Source organism: Actinomadura alba (assembly GCF_014323705.1).
GTDB lineage: Bacteria > Actinomycetota > Actinomycetes > Streptosporangiales > Streptosporangiaceae > Actinomadura_C > Actinomadura_C alba.
In genome coordinates, this window is sequence record NZ_JABVEC010000004.1 from 214,706 (window position 1) to 237,412 (window position 22,707).

The 22,707-nt window shown below is 70.6% G+C and carries 22 protein-coding genes and 1 pseudogene; 13 read left to right on the plus strand and 10 right to left on the minus strand.

The genetic code is table 11. The features are described 5' to 3' along the window. Positions 1 to 5 precede the first annotated feature (5 nt). The gene (locus HKK74_RS08285; protein ID WP_187242485.1) at positions 6 to 320 is read left to right on the plus strand and encodes an L-rhamnose mutarotase; all 315 of its coding nucleotides are present in this window, start codon (positions 6 to 8) and stop codon (positions 318 to 320) included. A 248-nt stretch (positions 321 to 568) separates the two neighbouring features. Beyond that, a complete protein-coding gene (locus HKK74_RS08290) occupies positions 569 to 3,028 on the plus strand; it encodes an alpha-L-fucosidase (RefSeq protein WP_187242486.1) in 2,460 nt (819 codons plus the stop codon). Here HKK74_RS08290 and HKK74_RS41805 read toward each other — a convergent pair. Further along, on the minus strand, positions 2,997 to 3,377 hold the full coding sequence (locus tag HKK74_RS41805) for a histidine phosphatase family protein (protein WP_187242600.1): 381 nt from the start codon (positions 3,375 to 3,377) through the stop codon (positions 2,997 to 2,999). The two genes, HKK74_RS08290 and HKK74_RS41805, sit on opposite strands and share 32 nt — an antisense overlap. A 188-nt stretch (positions 3,378 to 3,565) precedes the next feature. Between HKK74_RS41805 and HKK74_RS08300 the strand changes: the two genes are divergently transcribed. Continuing rightward, positions 3,566 to 3,763, plus strand: coding sequence for a hypothetical protein (locus tag HKK74_RS08300; RefSeq protein ID WP_187242487.1), 198 nt, complete (start codon positions 3,566 to 3,568; stop codon positions 3,761 to 3,763). On the opposite strand, the pseudogene HKK74_RS08305 reads toward HKK74_RS08300, so the two are convergent. Together HKK74_RS08305 and HKK74_RS08310 are read right to left on the minus strand one after the other, a co-directional pair. Further along, positions 3,760 to 3,990: pseudogene (locus HKK74_RS08305) on the minus strand (DUF397 domain-containing protein); the annotation flags it as partial. The gene HKK74_RS08300 and the pseudogene HKK74_RS08305 overlap by 4 nt on opposite strands. A gap of 82 nt (positions 3,991 to 4,072) precedes the next feature. Further along, the gene (locus HKK74_RS08310; protein ID WP_312881340.1) at positions 4,073 to 4,864 is read right to left on the minus strand and encodes a hypothetical protein; all 792 of its coding nucleotides are present in this window, start codon (positions 4,862 to 4,864) and stop codon (positions 4,073 to 4,075) included. A 431-nt stretch (positions 4,865 to 5,295) separates the two neighbouring features. On the opposite strand from HKK74_RS08310, the gene HKK74_RS08315 reads away from it, so the two are divergent. Beyond that, positions 5,296 to 5,469 (plus strand): hypothetical protein, encoded by a 174-nt coding sequence (locus tag HKK74_RS08315; RefSeq protein ID WP_187242612.1) that lies wholly within the window; start codon positions 5,296 to 5,298, stop codon positions 5,467 to 5,469. A 150-nt stretch (positions 5,470 to 5,619) separates the two neighbouring features. On the opposite strand, the gene HKK74_RS08320 is transcribed toward HKK74_RS08315, so the two are convergent. After that, positions 5,620 to 6,468, minus strand: a complete 849-nt coding sequence (locus HKK74_RS08320; RefSeq protein ID WP_187242489.1) for a polysaccharide deacetylase family protein — start codon at positions 6,466 to 6,468, stop codon at positions 5,620 to 5,622. Between the two features lie 189 nt (positions 6,469 to 6,657). On the opposite strand from HKK74_RS08320, the gene HKK74_RS08325 reads away from it, so the two are divergent. Continuing rightward, a complete protein-coding gene (locus tag HKK74_RS08325; RefSeq protein WP_187242490.1) occupies positions 6,658 to 7,314 on the plus strand; it encodes an SRPBCC family protein in 657 nt (218 codons plus the stop codon). A 227-nt stretch (positions 7,315 to 7,541) separates the two neighbouring features. Then, entirely contained in the window at positions 7,542 to 8,030 is a 489-nt protein-coding gene (locus tag HKK74_RS08330) for a cupin domain-containing protein (protein WP_187242491.1), read from the plus strand. A gap of 90 nt (positions 8,031 to 8,120) precedes the next feature. Here HKK74_RS08330 and HKK74_RS08335 read toward each other — a convergent pair whose 3' ends face one another. Further along, the gene (locus tag HKK74_RS08335) at positions 8,121 to 8,495 is read right to left on the minus strand and encodes an FKBP-type peptidyl-prolyl cis-trans isomerase (RefSeq protein WP_187242492.1); all 375 of its coding nucleotides are present in this window, start codon (positions 8,493 to 8,495) and stop codon (positions 8,121 to 8,123) included. Positions 8,496 to 8,674: 179 nt separating this feature from the next. On the opposite strand from HKK74_RS08335, the gene HKK74_RS08340 reads away from it, so the two are divergent. Next, positions 8,675 to 10,828: a hydantoinase/oxoprolinase family protein gene (locus HKK74_RS08340; RefSeq protein WP_187242493.1), complete on the plus strand. Its 2,154-nt coding sequence runs from the start codon at positions 8,675 to 8,677 to the stop codon at positions 10,826 to 10,828. 63 nt (positions 10,829 to 10,891) lie between these two features. Continuing rightward, a complete protein-coding gene (locus tag HKK74_RS08345; RefSeq protein WP_187242494.1) occupies positions 10,892 to 12,769 on the plus strand; it encodes a hydantoinase B/oxoprolinase family protein in 1,878 nt (625 codons plus the stop codon). Positions 12,770 to 12,821: 52 nt separating this feature from the next. Here the strand turns inward: HKK74_RS08345 and HKK74_RS08350 are convergent, their stop codons facing one another. Further along, the gene (locus HKK74_RS08350; protein WP_187242495.1) at positions 12,822 to 13,637 is read right to left on the minus strand and encodes a hypothetical protein; all 816 of its coding nucleotides are present in this window, start codon (positions 13,635 to 13,637) and stop codon (positions 12,822 to 12,824) included. 161 nt (positions 13,638 to 13,798) lie between these two features. Here HKK74_RS08350 and HKK74_RS08355 point away from each other — a divergent pair, with 161 nt between their 5' ends. Continuing rightward, positions 13,799 to 14,809, plus strand: a complete 1,011-nt coding sequence (locus HKK74_RS08355; protein ID WP_187242496.1) for a pirin family protein — start codon at positions 13,799 to 13,801, stop codon at positions 14,807 to 14,809. Next, a complete protein-coding gene (locus HKK74_RS08360) occupies positions 14,806 to 15,771 on the plus strand; it encodes a pirin family protein (protein WP_187242497.1) in 966 nt (321 codons plus the stop codon). Before HKK74_RS08355 ends, HKK74_RS08360 begins: the two co-directional genes overlap by 4 nt. Here HKK74_RS08360 and HKK74_RS08365 read toward each other — a convergent pair. Next, the gene (locus tag HKK74_RS08365) at positions 15,746 to 16,420 is read right to left on the minus strand and encodes a uridine kinase family protein (RefSeq protein ID WP_187242498.1); all 675 of its coding nucleotides are present in this window, start codon (positions 16,418 to 16,420) and stop codon (positions 15,746 to 15,748) included. The genes HKK74_RS08360 and HKK74_RS08365 overlap by 26 nt on opposite strands. Positions 16,421 to 16,640: 220 nt before the next feature. On the opposite strand from HKK74_RS08365, the gene HKK74_RS08370 reads away from it, so the two are divergent. Next, positions 16,641 to 17,765 carry a winged helix DNA-binding domain-containing protein gene (locus HKK74_RS08370; RefSeq protein ID WP_187242499.1) on the plus strand — a complete coding sequence of 375 codons (1,125 nt, stop codon included), beginning with the start codon at positions 16,641 to 16,643 and terminating at the stop codon, positions 17,763 to 17,765. A gap of 610 nt (positions 17,766 to 18,375) precedes the next feature. Here HKK74_RS08370 and HKK74_RS08375 read toward each other — a convergent pair. Then, the gene (locus HKK74_RS08375) at positions 18,376 to 18,975 is read right to left on the minus strand and encodes a YdeI/OmpD-associated family protein (protein WP_187242500.1); all 600 of its coding nucleotides are present in this window, start codon (positions 18,973 to 18,975) and stop codon (positions 18,376 to 18,378) included. 173 nt (positions 18,976 to 19,148) lie between these two features. Between HKK74_RS08375 and HKK74_RS08380 the strand changes: the two genes are divergently transcribed. Then, the gene (locus tag HKK74_RS08380) at positions 19,149 to 19,688 is read left to right on the plus strand and encodes a hypothetical protein (protein WP_187242501.1); all 540 of its coding nucleotides are present in this window, start codon (positions 19,149 to 19,151) and stop codon (positions 19,686 to 19,688) included. A gap of 149 nt (positions 19,689 to 19,837) precedes the next feature. Here the strand turns inward: HKK74_RS08380 and HKK74_RS08385 are convergent, their stop codons facing one another. Both HKK74_RS08385 and HKK74_RS08390 read right to left on the minus strand, forming a co-directional pair. Continuing rightward, positions 19,838 to 21,229: a GntP family permease gene (locus HKK74_RS08385; RefSeq protein WP_187242502.1), complete on the minus strand. Its 1,392-nt coding sequence runs from the start codon at positions 21,227 to 21,229 to the stop codon at positions 19,838 to 19,840. Between the two features lies 1 nt (position 21,230). Then, entirely contained in the window at positions 21,231 to 21,833 is a 603-nt protein-coding gene (locus tag HKK74_RS08390; RefSeq protein WP_187242503.1) for a gluconokinase, read from the minus strand. A 149-nt stretch (positions 21,834 to 21,982) separates the two neighbouring features. On the opposite strand from HKK74_RS08390, the gene HKK74_RS08395 reads away from it, so the two are divergent. Beyond that, positions 21,983 to 22,693 (plus strand): FadR/GntR family transcriptional regulator, encoded by a 711-nt coding sequence (locus HKK74_RS08395; protein WP_312881341.1) that lies wholly within the window; start codon positions 21,983 to 21,985, stop codon positions 22,691 to 22,693. Positions 22,694 to 22,707 lie beyond the last annotated feature (14 nt).

Genomic DNA, 22,707 nt, shown 5'->3' on the forward strand with positions numbered 1-22,707 from the left:
GACTGATGCGCGTCGCGCTGCACACCCGGCTCAAGCCCGGAGCCGAGCAGGAGTACGAACAAGCCCATGGCGAGGTCCCGCGTGAGCTGAGCGAGGCCATCCGGGCGGCCGGCGCCCGCGAATGGACGATCTGGCGCAGTGGCCTGGACCTCTTCCATGTCATCGACTGCGACGACTACGTCGCCCTACTCGCCGCTCTGGAGGACCTACCGGTCAACGTCGCCTGGCAGGCCCGGATGGATCATTACCTCGACGTCCCGCATGACTACTCCCCGGACGGAGCCGCCCAGGGCCTCCCGGTCGTCTGGCGCCTCCCCTGACCGCACTGCTCTATGCGCGGCGCAACGAACTGACAGCACGTATCACTCGGCGAGGCCGGGTTCTGGGGTTCCTCCGGTTCTCCGTCGGCAGCGCCTCGGCGGTGTGCGTGCACGCTGTGGAGCCAAGTTCTTACCGCCCCGCAGCGGGAAGAGATCCGACCTATCTTGAAGTTTTCCCCCATTGGATCTTGGAAGCGGCATGTTTGCGTGCTTTCATCGGATCTCTACCCGCTCAATCAGGAGACCTGATGATGCGCAGATCCCTCTGTGCCCTTCTCACCCTGCTGCTCGCGTTCGGCACGCTCGTCTCCCCGGGCAGTGCCGCCGCTGAAGCGGGGCAGGCCAAGGGCATTCCCGGCACCGTCGAACTCAGCCCCGATCCCGACCTCGCCGCGTGGCAGCGGCTGCAGTACGGGATGTTCATCCATTGGGGCATCTACTCCGAGCTCGGCGGCGTCTGGCAGGGCAAGCCGGTGACCAGCGGTTACAGCGAGCAGATCCAGATGTGGGCCAACATTTCCAAGGCCGATTACCGCGAGGTGGCGCACCGGTTCCAGCCGGACAAGTTCGATCCGGCGGCGATCTGCGGCCTCGCGAAGCGCGCGGGGATGCGGTACGTCGTCATCACGAGCAAGCACCACGACGGCTTCTCGATGTTCGACACCGCCACCACCGACTACAACATCGTCGACGCCACGCGATACGGCCGCGACCCCCTGAAGCTCCTCGCCGACGAGTGCCGCCGCCAGGGCCTCGGCTTCGGCTTCTACTTCTCCCTCGTCGACTGGTACCAGGGGCACCAGTTCGACGGCGGCAACAACAACCCGATCCCGGCGTCGATGGAACCGGTGATCGAGGCGCAGATCCGCGAGCTGATGTCCAACTACGGCAAGATCTCCGAGGTCTGGTTCGACATGTCCTCGCCGACAGTGGCGCAGAGCCAGAAGTTCGCGGGCATCGTCCGCGAGCTGCAGCCCCAGGCTGCGATCAACAGCCGCGTCTGGAACAACGTCGGCGACTTCCGCACCCTCGGCGACAATGAGATTCCGTCCGTCCCGCTCGACGGCACCTGGCAGACGCCGGCGTCGATCTACCACGAAACCTGGGGATACCGCAGCTGGCAGAAACGCGACGACCTGCCGGGCAAGATCCGCGACCTTGTCGTCGGCCTGACCGGTGTCCGCGCCCGTGGCGGCAACTACCTGCTCAACGTCGGCCCCCGCGGCGACGGCTCGGTCGTCGAGTTCGAAGCCGACGTGCTGAACGGCATCGGTGACTGGCTCAACCGTCACCCCGGCGCCGTGCTCGGCGCGTCCGCCACCAGGTTCGGCGGGCAGCCGTGGGGCGAGGTCACTGTCAACGGCTCGAACCTGTACCTCCACATCACCCACTGGCCCGAGTCTGGGGAGCTGCGACTCCCTGGCCTCGCCACGAAGGTGCGCGGCGTCATCGAGGACGGCGCGGGCCGGCTCAACTGGCGCATGGACGGCAACGACCTCGTGGTGTCGCTCCCCGAAAAGCCGCACGACCAGGTCCTGCCGGTGCTGCGCGTGACCCTCGGTGGTGAGCTGCGGATCATTCCCCCGAACACGGTCCGGGCGCGGGACGCCTGGCTGCTCACCGACTTCGAGAAGGGCTACAGCTACGCCGACACCGGCAGCTACGGCAGCACCCGCCGCACGACCGTCCGGCAGACCGGGTACCTGCTGACCGACCGCGCGGCGCGGGTCTCGCTGACCGTCCACGGCACGGCGGAGCCCGCCACCCGCTACCGCGTCGCCTTCGGCGGTCAGGAGCGGGTGGTCACCGGCGCCGAGCTGACCGGCGGCGCAGTGGGCCCGTTCACCGTCGTGCCGAACCAGGTCACGCCAGTGACGATCAGCCGGGCCGACCCCACCCACCAGGGTCAAGACCTCAACCTGAGCGTCGACACGGCACTGGTCGCCGCAACCGACCGGCTGGTCGGCTGGGTGAATGCCCCGAAACAGCTGGAGGCCGGCACCACGACCGAGATCCCCGTGTTCGTGACGAACCCGCTCCGCCACGCGGCGAGCGGCTCGGTCACGCTCCGCCTGCCGAGCGGCTGGTCCGCGGGCCGGCCCGTCTCATTCCGCGACCTCGCGCCCGGCCAGACGATCGAGGCGCGGATCCCGGTGACCGTTCCCGCCGACGCCGAGTTGGGCGCGGCGTCACTCGCCGTCGACCTGTCGAGCGACAGCCCGCACCTCGAACTGGCCGACCAGGTCGCGGTCGTGCTGCCCAACGTCGCGCGCGGCAAGCCCGCCACCCAGGTCAGCACCGCATGGGGCGGGGTACCGGAGCGGGCCGTAGACGGCAGCACCGCAGGCGACTACCTGAAGGACCAGTCGGCCTCGCACACGGCCGAGCCGTCCAACCAGGCCTGGTGGCAGGTCGATCTCACCCAGCAGTACCCGGTGGACACCGTGGAGATCTGGAACCGCTCCGACTGCTGTACGGAGCGCCTCTCGAACTACTGGGTCATCGTGTCACCGACACCGATCACCACCGACTCGCTCACCGAGGCGCTCGCCACCCCCGGCGCCACCGCCGTCCACCGGACAGACACCGCCGGCCGCCCGACCGTCGTCGACCTCAACGGCGCCACCGGCCGATACGTGCGAGTCCAGCTCGAATCGACGACCAACCCGCTCACACTCACCGAAGTGATGGTGCGCCCCGGGCGATAGCGTCGGTCGCCGGCTTGGGTCCTCCTAACGGAGTGGAAGTACATCGGTAAGCCCGGCAACCGCGGTATCCCGCAAGACATGCCGCGCGGCATGTCCTGTGGGATACCGCAGTCCGCCGGTCCTCGGCGCCGTTGGGGTAGGTCGCGTCCCCGTAATGCTGCTCGTCCAGCAGCGCAGTCCGTCGTGGCCGGCCCTCGGGCAGATCGGGAAACGTGATGGCCGCGGTGTCGATCGAGCGCCTGTAGGTGCAGGTAAATACGCACTTCGGGTTCAGATCGGCCAGGGCCTCGCCCAGCCACACCGACTGGCGGAACCCGAGCGGGGTCAGGCCGACGACGTTGCGCGAGATGTCGTGGGCCGCCTGACCGCTGTAGGTGCGACGGTCGGCGCACGCTGGGGTCCTGCTCGACGGTCGGTTCGGACATCGGGCCGCTCCGGCAGCTCATCCAGGACCGGACCGCCCATGTTCAGCAGGCGCAGAATTTGCGGACTGACGCGATACCGGATGGTGAGTGGCTAAAGCAGGCGCTGGTATCCATGCTCCAGGTCACGCTCGACGCCGATCAGAAGTACCTGGCCTGGGCTCAGCGGCCGAACTGTACGAGTGCCTACACGGATTCCACCATCACCGCGGCCAACTACGCCGCCACCACCGCGAAGCGGATGTTCGTCGATCTGTGGAACGACATCGCCTTTCAGTACGGCCAGCCGACGTACCGGTGGGACCACCTCTAACCCATCGACTTTGCGTCCCCCAGGGACTGGCGGATCCGGTGGGTGAGGGCCCGTGGCGTGCGGCGTCGGAAGTCGAGTTCGCTCCGCTTCACCCGGCGAGCAGATGGGCAAGTCGTCCATCGACAGCGACAGGCGGCCTGCGTTGGGTTCTTGCTGTCTCGCACGCCAAATGGTTCGGGGATCTGGGCCACTTCGACACAGGATGAGCTGGTGCCGTTCACAGACCTGCTGCTCTTGCGCCGAACCGGGGGTCATCTTCTTCCGCGCCCGGAGGCGTGGGGGCCGCGGCGGCGTCTCAGAGCCCGCGGTTCAGCCGCCGCTTGAGTCGAACAGGTCGGTGATGGAGGTGGCGACGGCGGCGCGGTCGAGCCAGGTGTCGAGTTGCCGCTGGTCGGTGCACTGCCGGATGCGGGTTCGGGCGTCTTCGGGTACGTCGATGCGCCGGGCGGCCAGGACTCTCAACAGCGCCTGGGCCTCGCCTTCTGCTCGGCCTTCGGCCAGGCCTTCGTCTTTGCCGCGTCCGTAGTGTTCGCGGGCGAAGGGGCTGTAGACCGGCCAGGTGGCAGATGACATGAGCTCCTCCAGGATGCGTTGTACCGCCGGCGCGGCCATGCTGTATGCGTACTCATAGTACTGCGGAGCGTGTTCGGGCTTCAGGATCTCCAGCGCCCCCACGAACGCCTCCGCCACCTGGGGCTTTCGCCCGTGCACCATCACCGACATCGCCGCGAGCTCGGGATGAGCCGCGGCCTCGTCGGCGTCGGTGATGATCGGAACGTCATCCGGCCCCAGCACCACGGCTCGGAACACGTAGCCGGGCAGCTCGGTGGGGGTCGGCTCGGCGAAATACGCCGCCGCCTCGGCATTGGGACACATGCACAGCACGGTCACGGGGCGGCGCAGCAGCAGCCACAGCGCCGCGGCATAACGCGGTAACTGCCTGCGCTTGGACTCGGTCTTTTCGTGCTGAACCTCCACGATGATCCCGTGCACCGGCGTCTGGGGCGCACCCACCGTGATCACCGTGTCCGGCTGGAAATCCTTCGACGGCCGGTCATTGAAGTCATTGCTCTCCAGCCGCACCGGCACCGCCGTGGGCACCTCGACGCCCTTCAGATCACGAAGGACCTCCACGGCAAGCTCAGGCCCATCACGGAACAACTGGTTGATGGCGTCATGACGGGGGGCGGCATGTCGCGCGAAGTTACAGCATGAACTCGCTCAGTAGCGCCTCTTCGATGCGACCACACTATTCCTGCTGATGAGGTGCTTCTTCTTCCTGGCTCTCATGTGTACGCGGACGGCTCGGGACAACCTGGCCACCTCGACATGCGGCGGATCCGGGCCGGAGCGTCCACACCAGCGGACTGGTACGCCGGCGAGCGGTCAGGCCGTCCGGCCGCGGTCGGTGTTCTGTCCCGTGAGGTTGGGTCGACGGCTGGCGGGTGGTCGGCCGTGGAGTGCGGTGTGGCCGCGGTGGTGATCGTCGGTGTGTAGCCAGTGCGGCAGTGCTTGGCGGCGTTCGGTTTCGGATGGTCTACGACGCGGCGGTGATCGCCGCGGCGATCGAGGACGCCGAGGGTTTCCGCGTCGACGCGATGCCCATCTCACCGGACGAGATATTCCGGTTGCGGCGCCGCGCGGCGGCGGGCGGCGCCGAGTCCCTCCACAGGGAGCGACGTCACGCCGGCCGGCCGGCCTCTTGACGCAGGTCTTCCGCGGTCGTTCGCTTCTCCGGCCGGTCCGCCCGAGATGTCCTGGCGCCGGCGGGATTGCTGGGGGAGCGGGGGACCGTCAATCCCGCCGGCGTGTGAACACTAGTGCCGTTCCCCTCGGGCTCGCGACCCTTTGGCGATCTAGCTCGTCGCCGCCACGGCGTCCGGTGCGTTGCCGCCGAGCGACTTCGGCACGTAGTTCTCGACCGCCGCGGGCCGGAAGCCCTGTTCCCTGATCCAGCCGAGGATCGTGGTGAAGTCCTTGGCGAGGCCCTTGCGGTAATGCATGAGCACGATGTCGCCCGGCGCGAAGCCCTTGCCGCCGTCGCTTCGGACGAACTCGCCGCGAACGCCCCGGGGTGAGCTGGTGCCGTTGTAGTACTCCGCGGACCACAGCATGATCGACTTTATGCCGCAGTCCCGGGCGGCCTGCCGGGTGGTCTGGTTGAAGCTGCCGAACGGCGGCCGGAGTATCTGTGGCCGCCGGCCGTACTGCGCGGTGATGGTGTCGGACGACCGGCAGATCTCCCGTTTCTGCGCCTCCGCCGGCAGAGCGGCCAGGTCGGGATGGCTGACGGTGTGGTTCTCCATCTGTGAACCCGCGTTGCGCAGCGCCCAGAAGTACTGGCCGTGGCCCTTGACGTAGCTCGTCGTCAGGAAGGTGAGGATGGGCACCCGCTGTCTTCGCACGAGGTCGACGAAGGCGGCGTCGTATTCGTAGCCGTCGTCGATGGTGAGGAACACGACCTTGTCCTGAGTCCGGATCCGGTTGAAGACCGCAGGCAGGCCGTCGCCGCTCTTCTGCGGCGGAGTCCACGAGCCCGGCTTCGGCTTCGGCCACCGCTGGTCGGCGAACATGGCCGGCAACCGCGTCCGCAGCGACGGCTGCGTGTCGTTCGTCGTCCGTCCCTCGACCTCCGGCCACGCGCCCGCGCTCACCCCCAGCACGGCGGCGATCACGCATGAGATCACTGGGAACCTGCCTCGCATCTGCGGAGCCTCTCGAAGCGACGGGGTCACGGACACCTGGGTTGACGCGTGCGCGCAGGGGCAGGTTCGCACATCATTGAACGGTCAGCGAGATCAGCCACGCGAAAGGAGACACTTGCCAATGAACCGGTCCGTGCTCGGCAGGTGTTGCCCGTTCACGCCGTCGGGCGCGTTCCCTAGTGTCGCCCCATGAAGGTGAACGGCAGTGCCACGGTCGCCGCGCCGCTTCCACGGGTCTGGGAGGCCCTGCGAGACCCCGCCGTACTCGTCCGCGCCATCCCCGGATGCCAGGTCCTGGAAGCCACAGGCACGGATACCTACAACATGACGATCATTGCCGGCGTCGCCTCGATCAAGGGCACCTACGTCGGGCGGGTCGCCCTCTCCGAGCCTGAGCCGCCACACGCGTTCGTGCTGCGCGCCCAGGGACAGGGTGCCCCCGGCACGATCGACGCCGTCGTACAGGTCCGGCTGTCGGAGGGGGACGGCGGCACCCAGGTGCACTATGACGCCGACGCGACGGTCGGCGGGATGATCGGCGGAGTCGGCCAGCGGATGCTCGGTTCGGTGGCGAAGCGGACCGCAGGCGAGTTCTTCGCGGCCGTCGAGCGCACGCTCACGGTGCCGGTACTGGCGGCGGAGGCGATGCCCCCTTCGGCGCCACCCTCCGTACCCGCGTCGCGGTCCGAGCCGGTCCCCGCGGCCGGCACGGTGTACGAGGCGCCCCGGCGGTCTGAGCCGGCGACGTTGCCGATGGCCGTCGCGTTCGGCAGCGGCGGCGTCGTCGCGCTCGCGGGCGTCGCCATGGGCTTTCTGCTGGGACGGCGGTCTCGCCGCCGGACATGACGGCCGTGGGGACCGCCGTGTCTCGCCGCCGGACATGACGGCCGTGGGGACCGGCCGGGCCAACGGACCACCGTCACGGTGGGACGCGCTTCCGGCCGTGATGACCGCGATGCGACCGTCGCGGTGGGCGAGCCCGGCCCGGTGCCCCGGGTGACCGGGAGCGGTCCGGTACTGCGCCATGCTTTGGGATGCAGTGTCGCTACTCGCAGGCCCATGGGGGATAGGTCATGACGTATCCAGAACCGCGTTACCTCGGCGACAAGGGGGAGATCAGCGCCACCTACCGCGCCGCGGATCATCCGCCCGAGCTGACGTACCAGTCCGGCAACACGGTGCACTACCTGGCGGCCGGCGCTTCGACGAACGGCCAGTTCGGCCTCTACCGCTGGGAGATGGGACCGGAGCCGAGCGGCCCGGACGCGCACTTCCACAAGTCGATCTCGGAGTCGTTCTTCATCCTCGCCGGGACGGTGCGCATCTACGACGGCACCCGCTGGATCGACACCAGGCCGGGTGACTTCGTGCACGTCCCCGAGGGCGGGATCCACGCGTTCCGCAACGAGTCGGGTGAGCCGGCGTCGATGCTGCTGCACTTCGCGCCAGGGGCGCCACGAGAGGGTTACTTCGAGGGCCTCGCGGAATTCGCCGTGTCGGGACGGCCCAGCGACGAAGAACTCGCGGAGTTCTATTTCCGCCATGACACCTTCTGGCTCTAGCCGCGGCGGGGCGCGCCCGCGCGGGACATGGCCGGGATGGACGAATCGGTCCGAGCGTCCTGCCCGCCATGCCCCGCCGGGCGTACCGGATCAGTTCACGGACAGCAGGTCGACCACGAAGATGAGGGTCTCGCCGGGCTTGATGGCGTTGCCCGAGCCGCGGTTGCCGTATCCGAGGTGCGGCGGTATGACGAGCTTGCGCCGTCCGCCGACCTTCATGCCCTTGACACCGAGGTCCCATCCGGCGATGACCCGCTTGCCGCCGAGTGGGAACTGGAACGGCTGGCCGCGGTTCCACGACGCGTCGAACTCCTCGCCGGTGGAGAAGGAGACGCCGACGTAGTGGACGGTGACGTTGGAGCCGTGCGTGGCCTCCGCTCCGTCTCCCACCACGATGTCGGTGATGTCGAGGTTGGCGGGCGGGGAGCCCTCGGGGAAGTCGATCTCGGGCCTTTCAAGCGCCATCGCAAGGCTCCTGGCTGGGTCGATTGATGGAGTGGTTCGGTGCCCGCAACCCTATCCAGGCCCTCATGCGCACTCCGGGGGAGGACCGCATCAGACGGCAGAGTCGCCGAAGATCTGCGGATCCGTTGGCAGATGTCGACGGTTCCGCGGACCGTGGGCGGAGGGTAGACCTTGGTGCCATGCGCATCCGGATCGGCATCGACACCGGCGGCACGTTCACCGACGTGGTCGCCCTGGACGAGGCGACGGGCGAGGTGGTCACCACGAAGACGCCGTCCACTCCAGCCGACCCCGCCGAGGGGTTCATGGCCGGGGTGCGGAAGGGGCTTGCCCTGCTCGGCGCGAGCGGTCCCGATCTCGCCGCGGTGTCGCACGGCACCACCGTCGCGACCAACCAGTTGCTCGAGGACCGCATCGAGGACCTCGGCTTCGTCACCACCGAGGGCTTCGAGTTCGTCCTGGAGATCGGCCGGCAGAGTGTGCCCGACGGCTACGGGAACTCCTACTTCTGGGTGAAGCCGCCGCGCATCGTCCCCGTACACCGGGTGAAGACCGTCGGCGGGCGGCTCGACCACACCGGTGCGGAGCTCCGGCCGTTCGACGAGGACGGGGCGATCGCCGTGGCGCGCTGGTTCCGCGACCAGGGGATCGCCACGATCGGCGTCTGCTTCCTGCACTCCTACGCCGACCCCGGCCATGAGCTGCGGATGGCCGAGGTACTGCGCCGTGAGCACCCGGACGCGGTCGTGTCGCTGTCCAGCGAGGTGTTGCGCGAGTACCGGGAGTACGAGCGGTCGGTGACGACTCTGGTCGACGCGGCGGTAAAACCGACGATGACCCGCTACATCGCCCGGATCGCCGACCGGCTCGCCGAACTGGATGACGCGGGACCGGGCGCCGAGGGGGCGCGCGACACCGCGGCGGTGCCGTTCTACGTCATGAAGTCGAACGGGGGCGTGCTCTCGGCCGAGGAGGTCGTGCACCAGCCGATCACGACGGTGCTGTCCGGGCCCGCCGCGGGCGCGCTCGGCGCCGCCCTCATCGCCGAGACCGCGGGGCATCGCTCGGTGATCACGCTGGACGGAGGCGGTACGTCGACGGACGTGGCCGTGGTGCTCGACGGCGAGCCGACACTGACCACGGAGGGCTCCGTCGGCCGCTACCCCTCCAAGATCCCCATGATCGACATCGTCACCGTCGGCGCGGGCGGCGGATCGATGGCGTGGGTCTCACCCGAGGGCACGCTCAAGGTGGGGCCGGCCTCCGCCGGTGCGGACCCGGGCCCGCTCTGCTACGGCAGGGGCGGCGCGACGCCGCCCGGCGCTCGAACGGGTGCCGCGCCGACCGTGACCGATGCCCACGTGTACCTCGGGCGGGTCCCGCCGCACCTCCTCGGGGGTGAGATCCCGCTGGACGTGGCCGCGGCGAGGACCGGCCTGGCCGGTCTCGCGGACGAGCTCGGCCTGGACCTCGAGCGCTGCGCCGCCGGGATGCTGGAGATCAGCGCCTGGAACCAGGCGAACGCGATCAGGCAGATCACCGTCAAGCGCGGCCTGGACGTCCGCGATCACCCGATGGTGGCCTTCGGCGGCTCGGGTCCGCTGCTGGTCTGCCGGCTCATCGACATCCTCGGGCTGCCTTCGGCGCTGATCCCGCGGAACCCGGGGAACCTGTCCGCCTTCGGGCTGCTCACCGTCGACGTCAAGAACGACTACGTACGGACCCACGTAGCCCGCGACACCGGTCTCGACCTCACCCCGATCGCCGACGTCCTCGCGGACCTCGAGCGGCAGGCCGCGCGCACCCTCGCCCAGGAGGGTTTCGCGTCAGCGGAGCAGCGGTTCCAGCGTTCGGTCGACCTGCGCTACTACGGTCAGGCCTTCGAGGTACGAGTGGCCGCGCCGGGCGGCCCGGTCGACTCCGGTTTCCGCGCCGACGTCCTCGCGCGCTTTCACGACGCCCATGAACGGCTGTACGGCTACTGCTACCGCGACGACCCGCGGCACGCGGTCGAATGGGTCAATCTGCGCGTCTCGGGGATCGGGCCGATCACCCGGCCCGTACTGAGGAAGAGCCCCGCCGGGGACGGGGATCCGGCTCGGGCGCGCACCGGTACGCGGCTCGTCTGCTTCGGTGACACGGAGGGCGGCCGGGACGCCGGGTGGGCGGACACCCCGATCTACCGGCGGGACGGGCTGGCCCCCGGCGACGTTCTGCGCGGCCCCGCGGTGATCGAGGAGTTCGGCTCGACGCTCCCGCTGCATCCCGGCTTCACCGCCGGCGTCGACCCGTACGGCGGCATCGTCGTGACTCCGGGCGCTGCTCCGCCGTGATCTCGCAGGTGTTCGCGCGGGCATCAGTGAGATCACGGCGGTAGAGGGGTGAGGGAGGACGCAATGAAGGTCGATCCGGTCCTGTTGGAGATCGTCGAGGGGACCCTCGCGTCGGTGGAGCGGGAGGTCGAGACGGCCATCGCCCGCACCGCGAGATCGCCGATGATCCGGGACGCCCACGACTTCCGCGCGGGCATCCACGACCGGAGGCTGCGCAAGCTGACCGGCCGGTCCTACTCCGCGCTCGTCCAGCCCATCGTCCGTGACTTCCCGCTCGACACGATGCGGCCGGGCGACGTGTTCTTCCACAACGACGTCTACCTTTCCGAGGGCGGTATCGGGCATCTGCCCGACCTGTGCGTCACCGTCCCGGTCTTCCACGACGGAAAGGTCGCCGCCTTCGTGCAGGCCTTCGGCCACCATGACGACATCGGCGGCGCGGTGCCCGGCTCGATGCCCTCGCACGCGCGCAGCGCCTTCGAGGAGGGCCTGATGGTCCCCCCGATCAAGCTGTGGGACCAGGGCGTGCCCAACGAGGCCGCGCTGCGCATCATGACCCGGAACTCCCGGATGCCCGACTCTCTCGCCGGCGACCTCGACGCCGAGTGCTCGGCGTGCCTGATGGGCGCGCGCCGCCTGGGCGAGCTGTTCGACCGGTACGGGGTCGAGGCCGTCGAGGCGTGCTTCGACGCGATCATCGACAAGACCACCGAGACGTTCCGCCGCGAGATCCTCGCTCGGATCCCGGACGGGGAGTACGTCTGGGAGGACTACGCCGAGCACGACGGGGTGGACCCGCCGCGCCTGCACACCCAGCGGATCACGCTGACCAAGACACCGGACCGGATCCTCATCGACTTCACCGGGACGTCGCCGCAGGCGAAAGGACCGATCAACCACGCCGGCGACTACGCCGACGGGGTCTTCCTCAAGAAGTGGCTCGCGCCCGTCCTCCGCAACCTCGCCGACACACCGGAACGGATGGCCGAACTCGACGTCAACGAGGGCGTCGTCCCCCTCATCGAGATGCGGTTCCCCGAGAAGGGGACGCTGCTCACGCCCATCTTCCCGGCGCCCACCAACGCCCGTACATTCGTCATCCTGCGCCTGCTCGGCGTGCTCGCCGGCGTGCTGGCCAAGGCGACCGGCGGGCGGATGCCGGCCGACCAGGAGACCATCCGCTACACCGGGGTGTACGGCGAGCGCGACGGCTCGCCTTACCTCATGCGGGAGGTGCTCGGCGGCGGCTCGGGGGGCCGCTACTACGCCGACGGCGAGGACACGATCCATGTCGTACCGGACTCGCGCAACATCCCCGTCGAGTTCGCCGAGGCGCGCTGGCCGTTCGTCGTCGAGCGGCTGGGCCTCGCCGTCGACTCAGGCGGGGCGGGGGAGTTCCGCGGCGGCCTTGGCTACGACAAGCACATCCGCATGCTCGGCGACGCGCATTTCATGTCCATCGCCGACCGGTCGATCCTGTCGTGCTGGGGGGTGAACGGCGGTCGCGCCGGGCTTCCGTTCCGGGCGACGGTCGGCGGGCGCGAGATGGAGGGTCTGGTCGACGACGAGCCCGTGCGCGCGGGCGAGGTCGTGCGGATCCGTACGACCGGCGGCGGCGGATGGGGCGACCCGCTGGACCGCGACCCGGGCAGGGTGGCGGCCGATGTACGCGACGGCAAGGTCTCGGCGGAGGCGGCACCGGCCGACTACGGCGTCGTCGTCGGGTACGGCCCCGTGCCCTCGGGCGAAGCCGGGCCCGCGTCCGCCGTCCCGGGCGAGACGGCGGTGGCGGACGACGGACCGGTGGTCGACGAGGCGGCGACGGCGGCGTTGCGGGAGCGTCTCCGGGCCGAGCGTGGCGCGCCGCCCTTCTTCGACCGCGGGCCGGGCTTTCCCACGTTGTCCGGCGGCCGCGCCCACGCCGACGTGGACATCCTCTGAGCCGTGCGTCGGGCCCGCGGGCCGGACGTGCCGTGCTCGGGCCGGCGGGTGCTCAAGGCGATGGCGGCCCGAGGCGGCGCCGGGCACGGGAGACCTCCCGCAGCGCGGCCTCGAGTTCGGTGGCGTCCTGTCCGAGTTCGCGGACCCGGGAGGTCGCGAGATCGTGCCCGACGTTGTCCACGAGGAGTTCCCGGTAGTCCTCGTCGCGGGACTCGAATTCCCTGATGACCTCGCCGTCGTCCGGTGGCGGCGCCTGCACGGTGTCCTCTCTCACGGCCGGTTCCACGGCCGGCCCGTAGGCGGCGTCGGCGGCGAGGGCCCGCTCGGCGTACTCCTCGAGTGCCTGAACGCGCTTCACCACCGATTCCTGTGCGGACCTGAGGGCCTCGCGCTGTGGTTTGAACCGGGCCTTCTGCAGCGGTGTCAGAGCCGATGCGCGCAGGTCTCGCTGCTCCGCCCACATCCGTGACTGCGCCACGAGCGCCTGTGCGATCTCCCACTCCTCCGCGGGCAGCATCAGTGCGTTGTCCATGTCATCGAGCAGGCCGTCCCGGTTGACCCGGGAGTCGAGCACGGTGCTGATCGCCGACTGGGCGCGCTGCAGGAGGATCTTGGCGTCGGGGTCGAGGTCGGTGGCCACGACGTACCGCCCGTGGTATTTGCGGCTCAGCCGGGCGGCCCGGCCGTTCCCTCCGAGCAGCGGTGCGACGCCGGAGGCCAGCAGGGCCCGCGCTCCCGATCTCGGAGCGGCCGTCGACGGGGTCAGGTGGGCTTGTGCCTCCTGCAGCCGTCGCCGGTCCTCGGCCGGGATCTGGGGGTCCATGGCCACATGCGGCTCGGCGGAGTCCGGCAGATGTGACAGCGACATGGCGACAAGGGTGCCCCAATGCCGAAGATCGCTCCAGCCGCCGAGGCGAGGAGCGGGCGCAAAGGGGGAATGTTGAATCTTCAACTAGAGTTGTGTCTGACAGCATGACGTTGCCGGGCGGATCGGACCCGGGAACGCCCAGGAGCGCGAAGGAGATCGCCATGCCTGCAGTGACCGTCGATGACAGGCTCGTCCTGCCACGCGTCCCCCGTCCGGACACCGCCGTGCTCGCCGAACGGCCGGTCCGCTCCGTGACCACGGCCCCGAGCGGTTTCGAGGGCGAGGGCTTCCCGGTGAGGCGCGCCTTCGCGGGCGTCGAGATGCGCGACCTCGACCCGTTCATCCACATGGACCAGATGGGTGAGGTCGAGTACGCGCCCGGCGAGCCCAAGGGGACCCCGTGGCATCCGCACCGGGGCTTCGAGACCGTCACCTACATCATCGACGGGATCTTCGAGCACTCCGACTCCAACGGCGGCGGCGGTGTCATCACCGACGGCGACACCCAGTGGATGACGGCCGGCAGCGGCCTCTTGCACATCGAGGCCCCGCCCGAGCACCTCGTGGTGTCCGGCGGGCTCTTCCACGGCATCCAGCTCTGGGTGAACCTGCCGCGCGCGAACAAGTTCAACCCGCCGCGCTACCAGGACATCCGTGCGCGTGAGGCGGCGCTGCTCACGTCGGACGACGGCGGCGCGCTGCTCCGCGTCATCGCGGGGGAGGTCGCCGGGCACGCCGGCCCCGGATCCACGTTCACCCCGATCTCGCTGATCCACGCCACCGTGAGCCCGGGGGCGCGGCTGACCCTGCCGTGGCGGCCGGACTTCAACGCGCTGGCGTACGTCCTCGCCGGCGAGGGCAACGTGGGCGCCGAGGCGCGCCCCGTCCACACCGGTCAGCTCGCCGTCTACGGTGCCGGCGACGTCCTCACCGTCGCGGCCGCACCGCAGCAGGACGGCCGTACGCCCGAGCTGGAGGTGCTCATCCTCGGGGGCCGGCCGATCCGCGAGCCGGTTGCGCACTACGGGCCCTTCGTGATGAACACCAGGGCCGAGCTCATTCAGGCGGTCGAGGACTTCCAGGCCGGCCGGCTCGGCGTCATCCCGGCCGAGAAGGTGCCGCACACCGCGCCGGGCGACACCGTCGACGGCACGGGACAGGCCGGGCGATGAGCGACCTCGACACGACGTCCACCCTGACCGTGCGCGGCGGCCGGGGGGACGTCTCGGCCGAGCCGGTACGGGAGCTCCTGACCTCCCGGCAGGTTCTGCTCGGCGAGGGCACCCGGGTCCGCCGGCTGCTGCCGAACATCGGCCGGCGGATGGTGGGCGCCTGGTGCTTCGTGGACCACTACGGCCCCGACGACATCGCCGACGAGACCGGCATGCTGGTGCCGCCGCATCCGCACATGGGCCTTCAGACGGTCAGCTGGCTGCACGACGGCGAGGTGCTGCACCGCGACAGTCTCGGCAGCCTGCAGACCGTACGGCCGCGCGAGCTGAGCCTGATGACCGCCGGGCGGGCCATCGCGCACTCCGAGGAGTCGCCGCGTGATCATCCGCGCGTACTCCATGGCGCGCAGCTGTGGGTGGCGCTACCGGACGCCCACCGCGGCACCGGCCCGCACTTCGAGTTCCACGCGCAGCTGCCGGTGGTCACCGCCCACGGGCTGCGCGCGACCGTCATCATGGGCGAGCTGGACGGCGCGGTCTCACCGGGCACGGCCTACTCGCCACTGGTCGGCGCCGACCTGGCCCTGACCGCCGGCACCGGCACCGCACTGCCGCTCGAACCGGACTTCGAGTACGCGGTGCTCACCATGTCGGGAGAGGCGGAGGTCGACGGGGTCGCGCTCACGCCCGGGTCGCTGCTCTACCTGGGCTGCGGCCGGTCGAGCCTGCGGCTTCGGGCGGACTCCGACACCGGCCTGATGCTGCTCGGCGGCGAGCCCTTCGAGGAGCGGATCGTCATGTGGTGGAACCTCATCGGACGTACCGGCGAGGAGATCGCGGAGGCCCGCGCGGCGTGGGCCTCCGGTGAGCGGTTCGGCACGGTGGACGGCTACGAGGGCGAGCGGCTGGCGGCGCCCGCGCTGCCGGCGACGCCGCTCAAGGCCCGGGGCCGGGCCCGCTGACCGGCCCGCCGACCGGCTCGTTGACCGGCCCGCCGGTCGGCCCGCTGAGCGGCTCGTTGACCGGCGCGGTCGAGATCACCTGATCGGCCGCCCGCCGCGCCGCGCCGTCGACGAACAGGTCGGCCCGGGCCCGGGTGCGGTCGGCGGCGAAGTGCGCCTCCTCACGGGCGCTCCACCGGTCCCAGCTCTCCGCGAGGTGCGGCCCGTCCCGCTCCACAGCCCGCCGGCGGCGCAGTTCTCTCGGGGCGTCGATCCAGATCCGGAACGCGGCCGGCGACCCTCGCCAGGCCGCTCCGACCCCTTCGAGCAGGAGTACGGCTGTGACCGGCACCTCCACGCGGTCGCCGGCGGTGCCGAGCCGCCAGTCGTAGCGCCGGTAGGCCGCGGGCCGCCCGTCCTCCAGTGGCCGGAGCACCTCGGCGGCCAGTGGCGGCCACCACGCCAGGGGATCCCCGTCCCAGGGCACGGGGAAATCGTCCGAGCGCACGACCGGCGCCTCGCCCAGCGACCGCGCCAGCACGTCGGCGAAGGTCGACTTGCCGCCTCCGCTGGGGCCGTCGATCGCCACGATCCGCACGGGCCCGCACGACGGAGGCAATGCCCGCAGCCGCTCCGCGAGTGCCGAATATGTCGTGACCTCGCCTGTCATACCGGCATACTCCCAAAGGCGACCCGGTGAGCGGTCGCCGCCCGAGACGACCCGCCGAGGTCGTCATGCCTGTGACGACCCCGGCCACGGCGCCTCGAACACGGCGCGCCCGGACACGATGGAGCAGCCCTTGCCAGCCCCCGCTTCCACCGTCCGTTTTGACCAGGCACGGGCTCACGTACTGGGCAAGCAGGGCCTTGCCGGGCCCGGGCGGAGCGGCGTGACCGACGTCGTCACCGCCACCGCCGGCGTCTATGGCACCGCGCCCACCTGCTACCTGTCCTGCGCGGCCAGGCTGCCGGACTTCCGGCTCGCCCACCTCGACGAGGAGCTGTACGCGAAGCGCAGCCTGGTCCGGCTCCGCTGCATGCGCGGCGGCATGAGCTACATCGAGCCGCTGGACCTGCTACCCGTGCTCTTCGCCTGTACGGGGGAGCCGCCGGACAAGACCGTCAAGCGCACCGCCAAATGGACGGGGTTGACCGAGGCGGAGCTCCTGGTCTTCGCCGACCGTGTCGAGGCCGCGATGGCGGGACAGCCGCCGCTGACCGTACGGCAGATCCGCGAACTGCTCGGCGCGGACCTTCCGGGCGAGGGGTCCGCGCTGCAGATGACGGTGGCGCTCCTCGGCCGGACCGGCCGGATCGTCCGCTCCGAGGTGCGCGGCTCCTGGCGCAGCGACAACTACGCCTATGCCCTGTGGGCCGACTGGGTCGGCGCTCCGCTCGAACCCATCGAGCCCGCCGTCGCGCGTGCCGAACTCGCCCGCCGCTACCTGCGGGCCTTCGGGCCTGCGACCGCGAACGACCTCAAGTGGTGGACCGGCTGGACCAAGCGCGACACCGTTGCCGCACTGGCGTCACTCGCCGATGAAATCGTGACCGTCTCGCTCGACGGCACCGAGGCGTGGGTCGTCGCCGACGAGCTGGAGCGGCTCACGGCGACCGATCCGGACGACGGCCGGTGCGTTCGGTTGCTGCCGGTCTGGGACGCCTACTTCATGGGCTACGCGACCTCGCCCGCCGGCCGCCTCCGCCAGATCGCCGAGGCCGACTATCCCCGGGTGTACGACAAGGCCGGCAACGGCACCTCCACGGTCATCGTGGACGGCATGGCAGCGGGCGTGTGGGAGATCGACCACGACGCGGGTACCCTCACGGTCGCGCCCTTCGGCGCGGCCCTGACCGACCGCTGGTCCGACCTCGAGGCCCAGGTGGAGCGGCTGGCCCGGGCGATCGGCACGGAGCTGCGGCCGGTGCGCGCCCCCGAGCCGGGCCCCCTCAGCGACGGCCCCCGCAACACCTTCCTGGCCCCCATCTCCCTACGCCGCAGCACCCCGCCGTGATCATGCAGTTGTTCGCGGTCCCGGGCGAGCCCTTGGTGAACTTCTGCATGATCACGACCAAGGAGATATCCCTCCGATCGTGATCATGCAGTTGTTCGCGGCGTGTGGGAGGTCCGCCGTGCGAATCACGGCGGAAGGTGGCCTGCGGCGCCGTCCCCGTCGCGCGCGTTCGCGCGCCGGCGATTTGATGGAATGGGCTGATGGGCACGTGTCCCGAGGTCCACGCACTTGCCTCACCGCTACGTCCGGGCGCAGAGCGCCGCGTGAACCTACCGCCACGCCTCGGTTCAGAGCGCGGCGTTAGTGCACAGCGCAGCGTGGGCGCACAGCGGGGCGCGAGAGCGCAGCGCAGCGGGGACGCCCCCGCGATGCTCCGGCGGAATCGGGGCATCCCCGCTCCGTGACAACCGATGTGCCCGTTCGGAAGGCGATCGAACGTACCCGCCACGACGATCGGCCCCGGCCCGGCGTCCCGCCTGCCAGGGAGACGTGGGGTTCATCGAGGCCCCGAACGGAGGAAGGCCGGTCCTTGGTCTCGCCGATGTGCGGGGTCTCACAGTGAGGTCCGACAGGATCGGGACCGTGGCGCTGCGGCGCGGCCGGCGAGCGGTCACTCGGTCAGTCCGCGCCTCTGCGGGTACAGCGTCTCGCCGCGGGCGAGCATGGCGACGAACTCCTCGATACGACGGGTCCGGGTCTCTGGGCGTTTGGCGCTCTCGATCCGATACAGCACGGCGTACCGGTTCTGGCTCGTGAGGATCTCGAACATGGCGCGCGCCTTGGGCTCCGCGGCCAACGCGGCGGTCAGGTCCGCCGGCACCCGCATCGCGGCCGCACCGTCGTACGCCGCCTCCCAGCGACCGTCCGCCTTGGCGCGCTCGACCTCGGCCACGCCGGCGGGGTGCATCCGGCCTTCGGCTTCGAGGCGCTGGATGAGGCCGACATTGCGTTTGGACCACGGACTCCGCATCCGGCGTGGGGTGAAGCGCCGACAGTGGGTGGTCTCGTCCCGGCTCCTCGCCTGGCCGTCGATCCAGCCGTGGCACAGCGCTTCGTCGAGCGCCTGCGCGTAGGTGAGACTCGTCGGCCGGGTCGTCCCCTTCTTGGCGAGCACCAGCCATACGCCGGCCGGGGTGTCGTGGTTCTCGCTCAGCCACTCGCGCCACGCGGAGGCGTCGGCGACGGTCAGCTCCAACGGTTCGGTGCTCATCGGTCACAGTCTCCCGTAACACCGGCGTGTCCGTACACGGGTCTTCCGGGTCACGGCCCCGGTGGGTCGTGGCCGGGCATGACCCGCCGGTCGGTCATGCCCGGCCCTAGGTGCGGTCTCGGATCGGTCGGTGCTGGACGTGCCCTCGGCGGAGCGGATCCCCAGGTGGGATCGTGAGGGACATGTGGATCGGAGGGCCGAGGCGGACCGCCATCGCGGCCATGGTGCTGCCCGCGATCCTGGTCGCGGGGGGATGCGGCACCAGCGGGGACGGCTCCCGCAAAACCACGCCGTCCCCGACCGTACCGTCCAAGACCGGGCCGCCCGAGTCCCCATCGGCCGGGACCACCCCGGCTCCGGAGCGCTCGGCGGCGGCGTCACCGAGCCCGGCCGAGGGCACGGGCACCGCCGCGTGCTTGCACGGGAGGTGCCACGTCGAGGTGTCACGTGGGGCGAGGATCCGGCTCGACGGCCGGTCCGGGCCCACCGAGCTCGCGGTCGTCGGGGTCGACCATGACCAGGTGAGCATCAAGGCGACCTTCCGTGACGGGACGGGCACCGCGCAGACCGGGCCGGGCTGCAGCCTGGTCTTCCAGCCCAACGGCAGTGGTTCGTACTGCGGGCAGGAGCCCGAGGTCGAGGGCCGTGGGCTCATCGTGCGGGTGCTGTCCATCAGCGGCGGCACCGCCGTACTCGACCTGTCCACCCGATAGGCACGAGCCTGTCGGCGAGGTCCGCGATCCGCGAGAAGGAACGACCGGATGCCGCCGGCGGAGCACTACGTCAGCGCCTCCAACCGCACCGCCCCGGGTCCGGCCGCGCTCGGCGGCCGGACCCGTACGCCGGCGTCGGCGAGGCCGCGTCAGACGAAGATACTGGCGAACAACACGAAGGCCAGGCCGACCACGGAGATGACGGTCTCCATCACCGACCAGGACTTGATGGTCTGCCCGACGCTCAGGCCGAAGTACTCCTTGACGAGCCAGAAGCCGGCGTCGTTGACGTGGGAGAAGAACAGCGAACCGGCGCCGATGGCGAGTACGAGCAGTGAGGTCTCACCGGTGCTGAGCCCTGCGACGAGCGGCGCGAGGATGCCGGACGCGGTGACCGTCGCGACCGTGGCCGAGCCCGTGGCCAGCCGGATCAGCACGGCGACGAGCCAGGCCAGGATGAGCACCGACAGGCCGCTGCCCTCGACCCAGTCGGCGACCACCTTGCCGATGCCGGTGTCGATCAGGGTCTGCTTGAAACCGCCGCCGGCCGCGACGATGAGCAGGATGCCCGCGATGGGCGGCAGTGACCGCTCGAGCGACCTGGCGAGGGTCTGCCGGTCCATCCCGGCGCCGCGGCCGAGGGTGACCATCGCCACGAGCACCGCGATGAGCAGCGCGACCAGCGGGGTGCCCAGCACGTCCAGCGCTCTGCGGACGGGGTCGCCCTCGTCGGCGAAGATGTCGGCGAGGGCCTTGGCCATCATCAGTACGACCGGCAGCAGGACCGTCGCGAGGGTGACACCGAAGGCCGGCCGGCGTACGGTCTCGCCGTCCTTGCGATCCGCGTCGTCGTGCGAGGCCGCGAACAGCTCCGGCGCGGGCACGTTCACCCAGCGGGCCGCGTACTTCGAGAACAGCGGGCCGGCGATGACGACGGTCGGGATTCCGATGAGCACGCCGAGGCCGAGCGTGAGACCGAGGTCGGCCTTGAGCGCGTCGACCGCCACCAGGGGGCCGGGGTGCGGGGGCACCAGCCCGTGCATGACCGAGAGGCCGGCGAGCGCCGGGATCCCGACCCGGATGAGCGGCAGCCCTGAGCGGCGGGCGACCAGGAAGATGACCGGCATCAGCAGTACGAGGCCGATCTCGAAGAACATCGGGAGCCCGATGAGCGCGCCGACGAGGGCCATGGCCCAGGGCAGCGTGCGAGGGCTCGACCGGCCGACGATCGTGTCGACGATCTCGTCGGCACCGCCGGAGTCGGCGAGTAGCTTGCCGAACATCGCGCCGAGCGCGATGAGCGTGCCGACGCTCGCGGCCGTGCTCCCGAATCCCTTGCTGAAGCTCTCGACCGCGTCGGCCATCGGCAGGCCCGCGATGGCGCCGACCGCGAGGGAGCCGATGGTCAGTCCCAGGAAGGGGTGCAGCTTCAACTGCGTGATCAGCACCACGATCAACGCGATGCCGATGAGCGCCGCCGCGACGAGCCGGCCGCTGGAGGCCTGGCCCGTCTCGGCGAGCGCGAACAGAGCGGGGCTCATGTCACTCTCCTGGGGGTGCGGGGGTTCCGGAATCGGTTCCGGGCGGGGGGTCGGCTGATGCCGGGGGCGGCGGCGCCTGGGTCGATCGCGCCGCCAGGAAGGCGTCGACGAGGTCGCCGACGGGTCTGCCGAGATCGAGCACGATGCCGTTCTCGTCGGGCTGGAGCGGCTCCAGCGTCTGGAACTGCGAGGCGACGAGCGAGGCCGGCATGAAGTGGGTCGCCCGGCCGGCCACCCGGCGCCGTACGACCTCGGGGTCGCCGTGCAGGTGCAGGAACGTCACCTGCGGCGCCGACTCGCGCAGCACGTCGCGGTAGGCGCGCTTGAGGGCGGAGCAGCCGGCCACGCCGCCGGTCGCCGCGTGCCCGGCGAGCCACGCACCTATCGCGCGCAGCCATGGCAGCCGGTCGGTGTCGTCCAGCGGCGTTCCGGCCGACATCTTGGCGATGTTGGCGGGGCTGTGGAAATCGTCGGCGTCGGCGAACGGCACGCCGAGGCGTTCGGCCAGGGCGCCGCCCACGACGGTCTTGCCCGAGCCGGACACGCCCATGATGACCACCAGCGGAGGGGCGGCGGCGTCGGGGGATGGGGTGGGGGTGTTCATTGCCTGCGACCTCGTGCCTGGGCCTTCTGGAGCGGGTTTCGTCAGTGTTCACCAATTGTCGGCTTTAAACAAGGATGAAGGCTGAAAAATCAGATCTTTGGCCGCATGCCGGTCGGTTGTCCATGGCTCACGTGGGAGGATCAGGTGCTGTGGCGGACAATGACCTGACCAGTCCCGGGTTGCATGGCAGCGTGCTCGACGAGCTCGGCGCGCTGATCACCTCGGGCGGCTTCGCGGCCGGTCAGGTGCTGAGGATCGAGCAGCTCGAGACCCGCTTCGGCGTGTCCAGGTCGGTGATCCGCGAGGCGATCCGGGTCCTCGAATCGATGGGCCTGGTGACCAGCCGCCGCCGTGTCGGGGTGACGGTCGCCCCCCGTACGGCATGGAATCTGTTCGACCCGCGGATCATCCGGTGGCGGCTCGACGGCGACGATCGCGACGAGCAGCTGAGATCGCTCAGTGAGCTGCGGCGCGGCGTCGAGCCGGTGGCGGCGGCCCTCGCCGCGCGGCATGCGACGCCGGAGCAGTGCGGCGCCCTGACCGGCGCGGTCATGCAGATGGCCGTGCATGGGCGATCAGGGGACCTCGAGGCCTACCTCGTCGCCGACATCCAATTCCACCGCACCCTGCTCGAGGCCTCCGGCAACGAGATGCTGGGCGCGCTCACCGAAGTCGTCGCCGAGGTACTGACCGGCCGTACACATCACCACCTCATGCCGGCCCGCCCCAAGCCCGAGGCGATCCGGTGGCACGCGGAGGTGGCGCAGGCGGTTCAGTCGGGCGACGCCGAGGCGGCCGAGCGGGCCATGCGCGACATCGTCGAGGAGGCGACGCGCGCGATGCTGGGCGACGACCAGTGACCGGCGAGACCCCG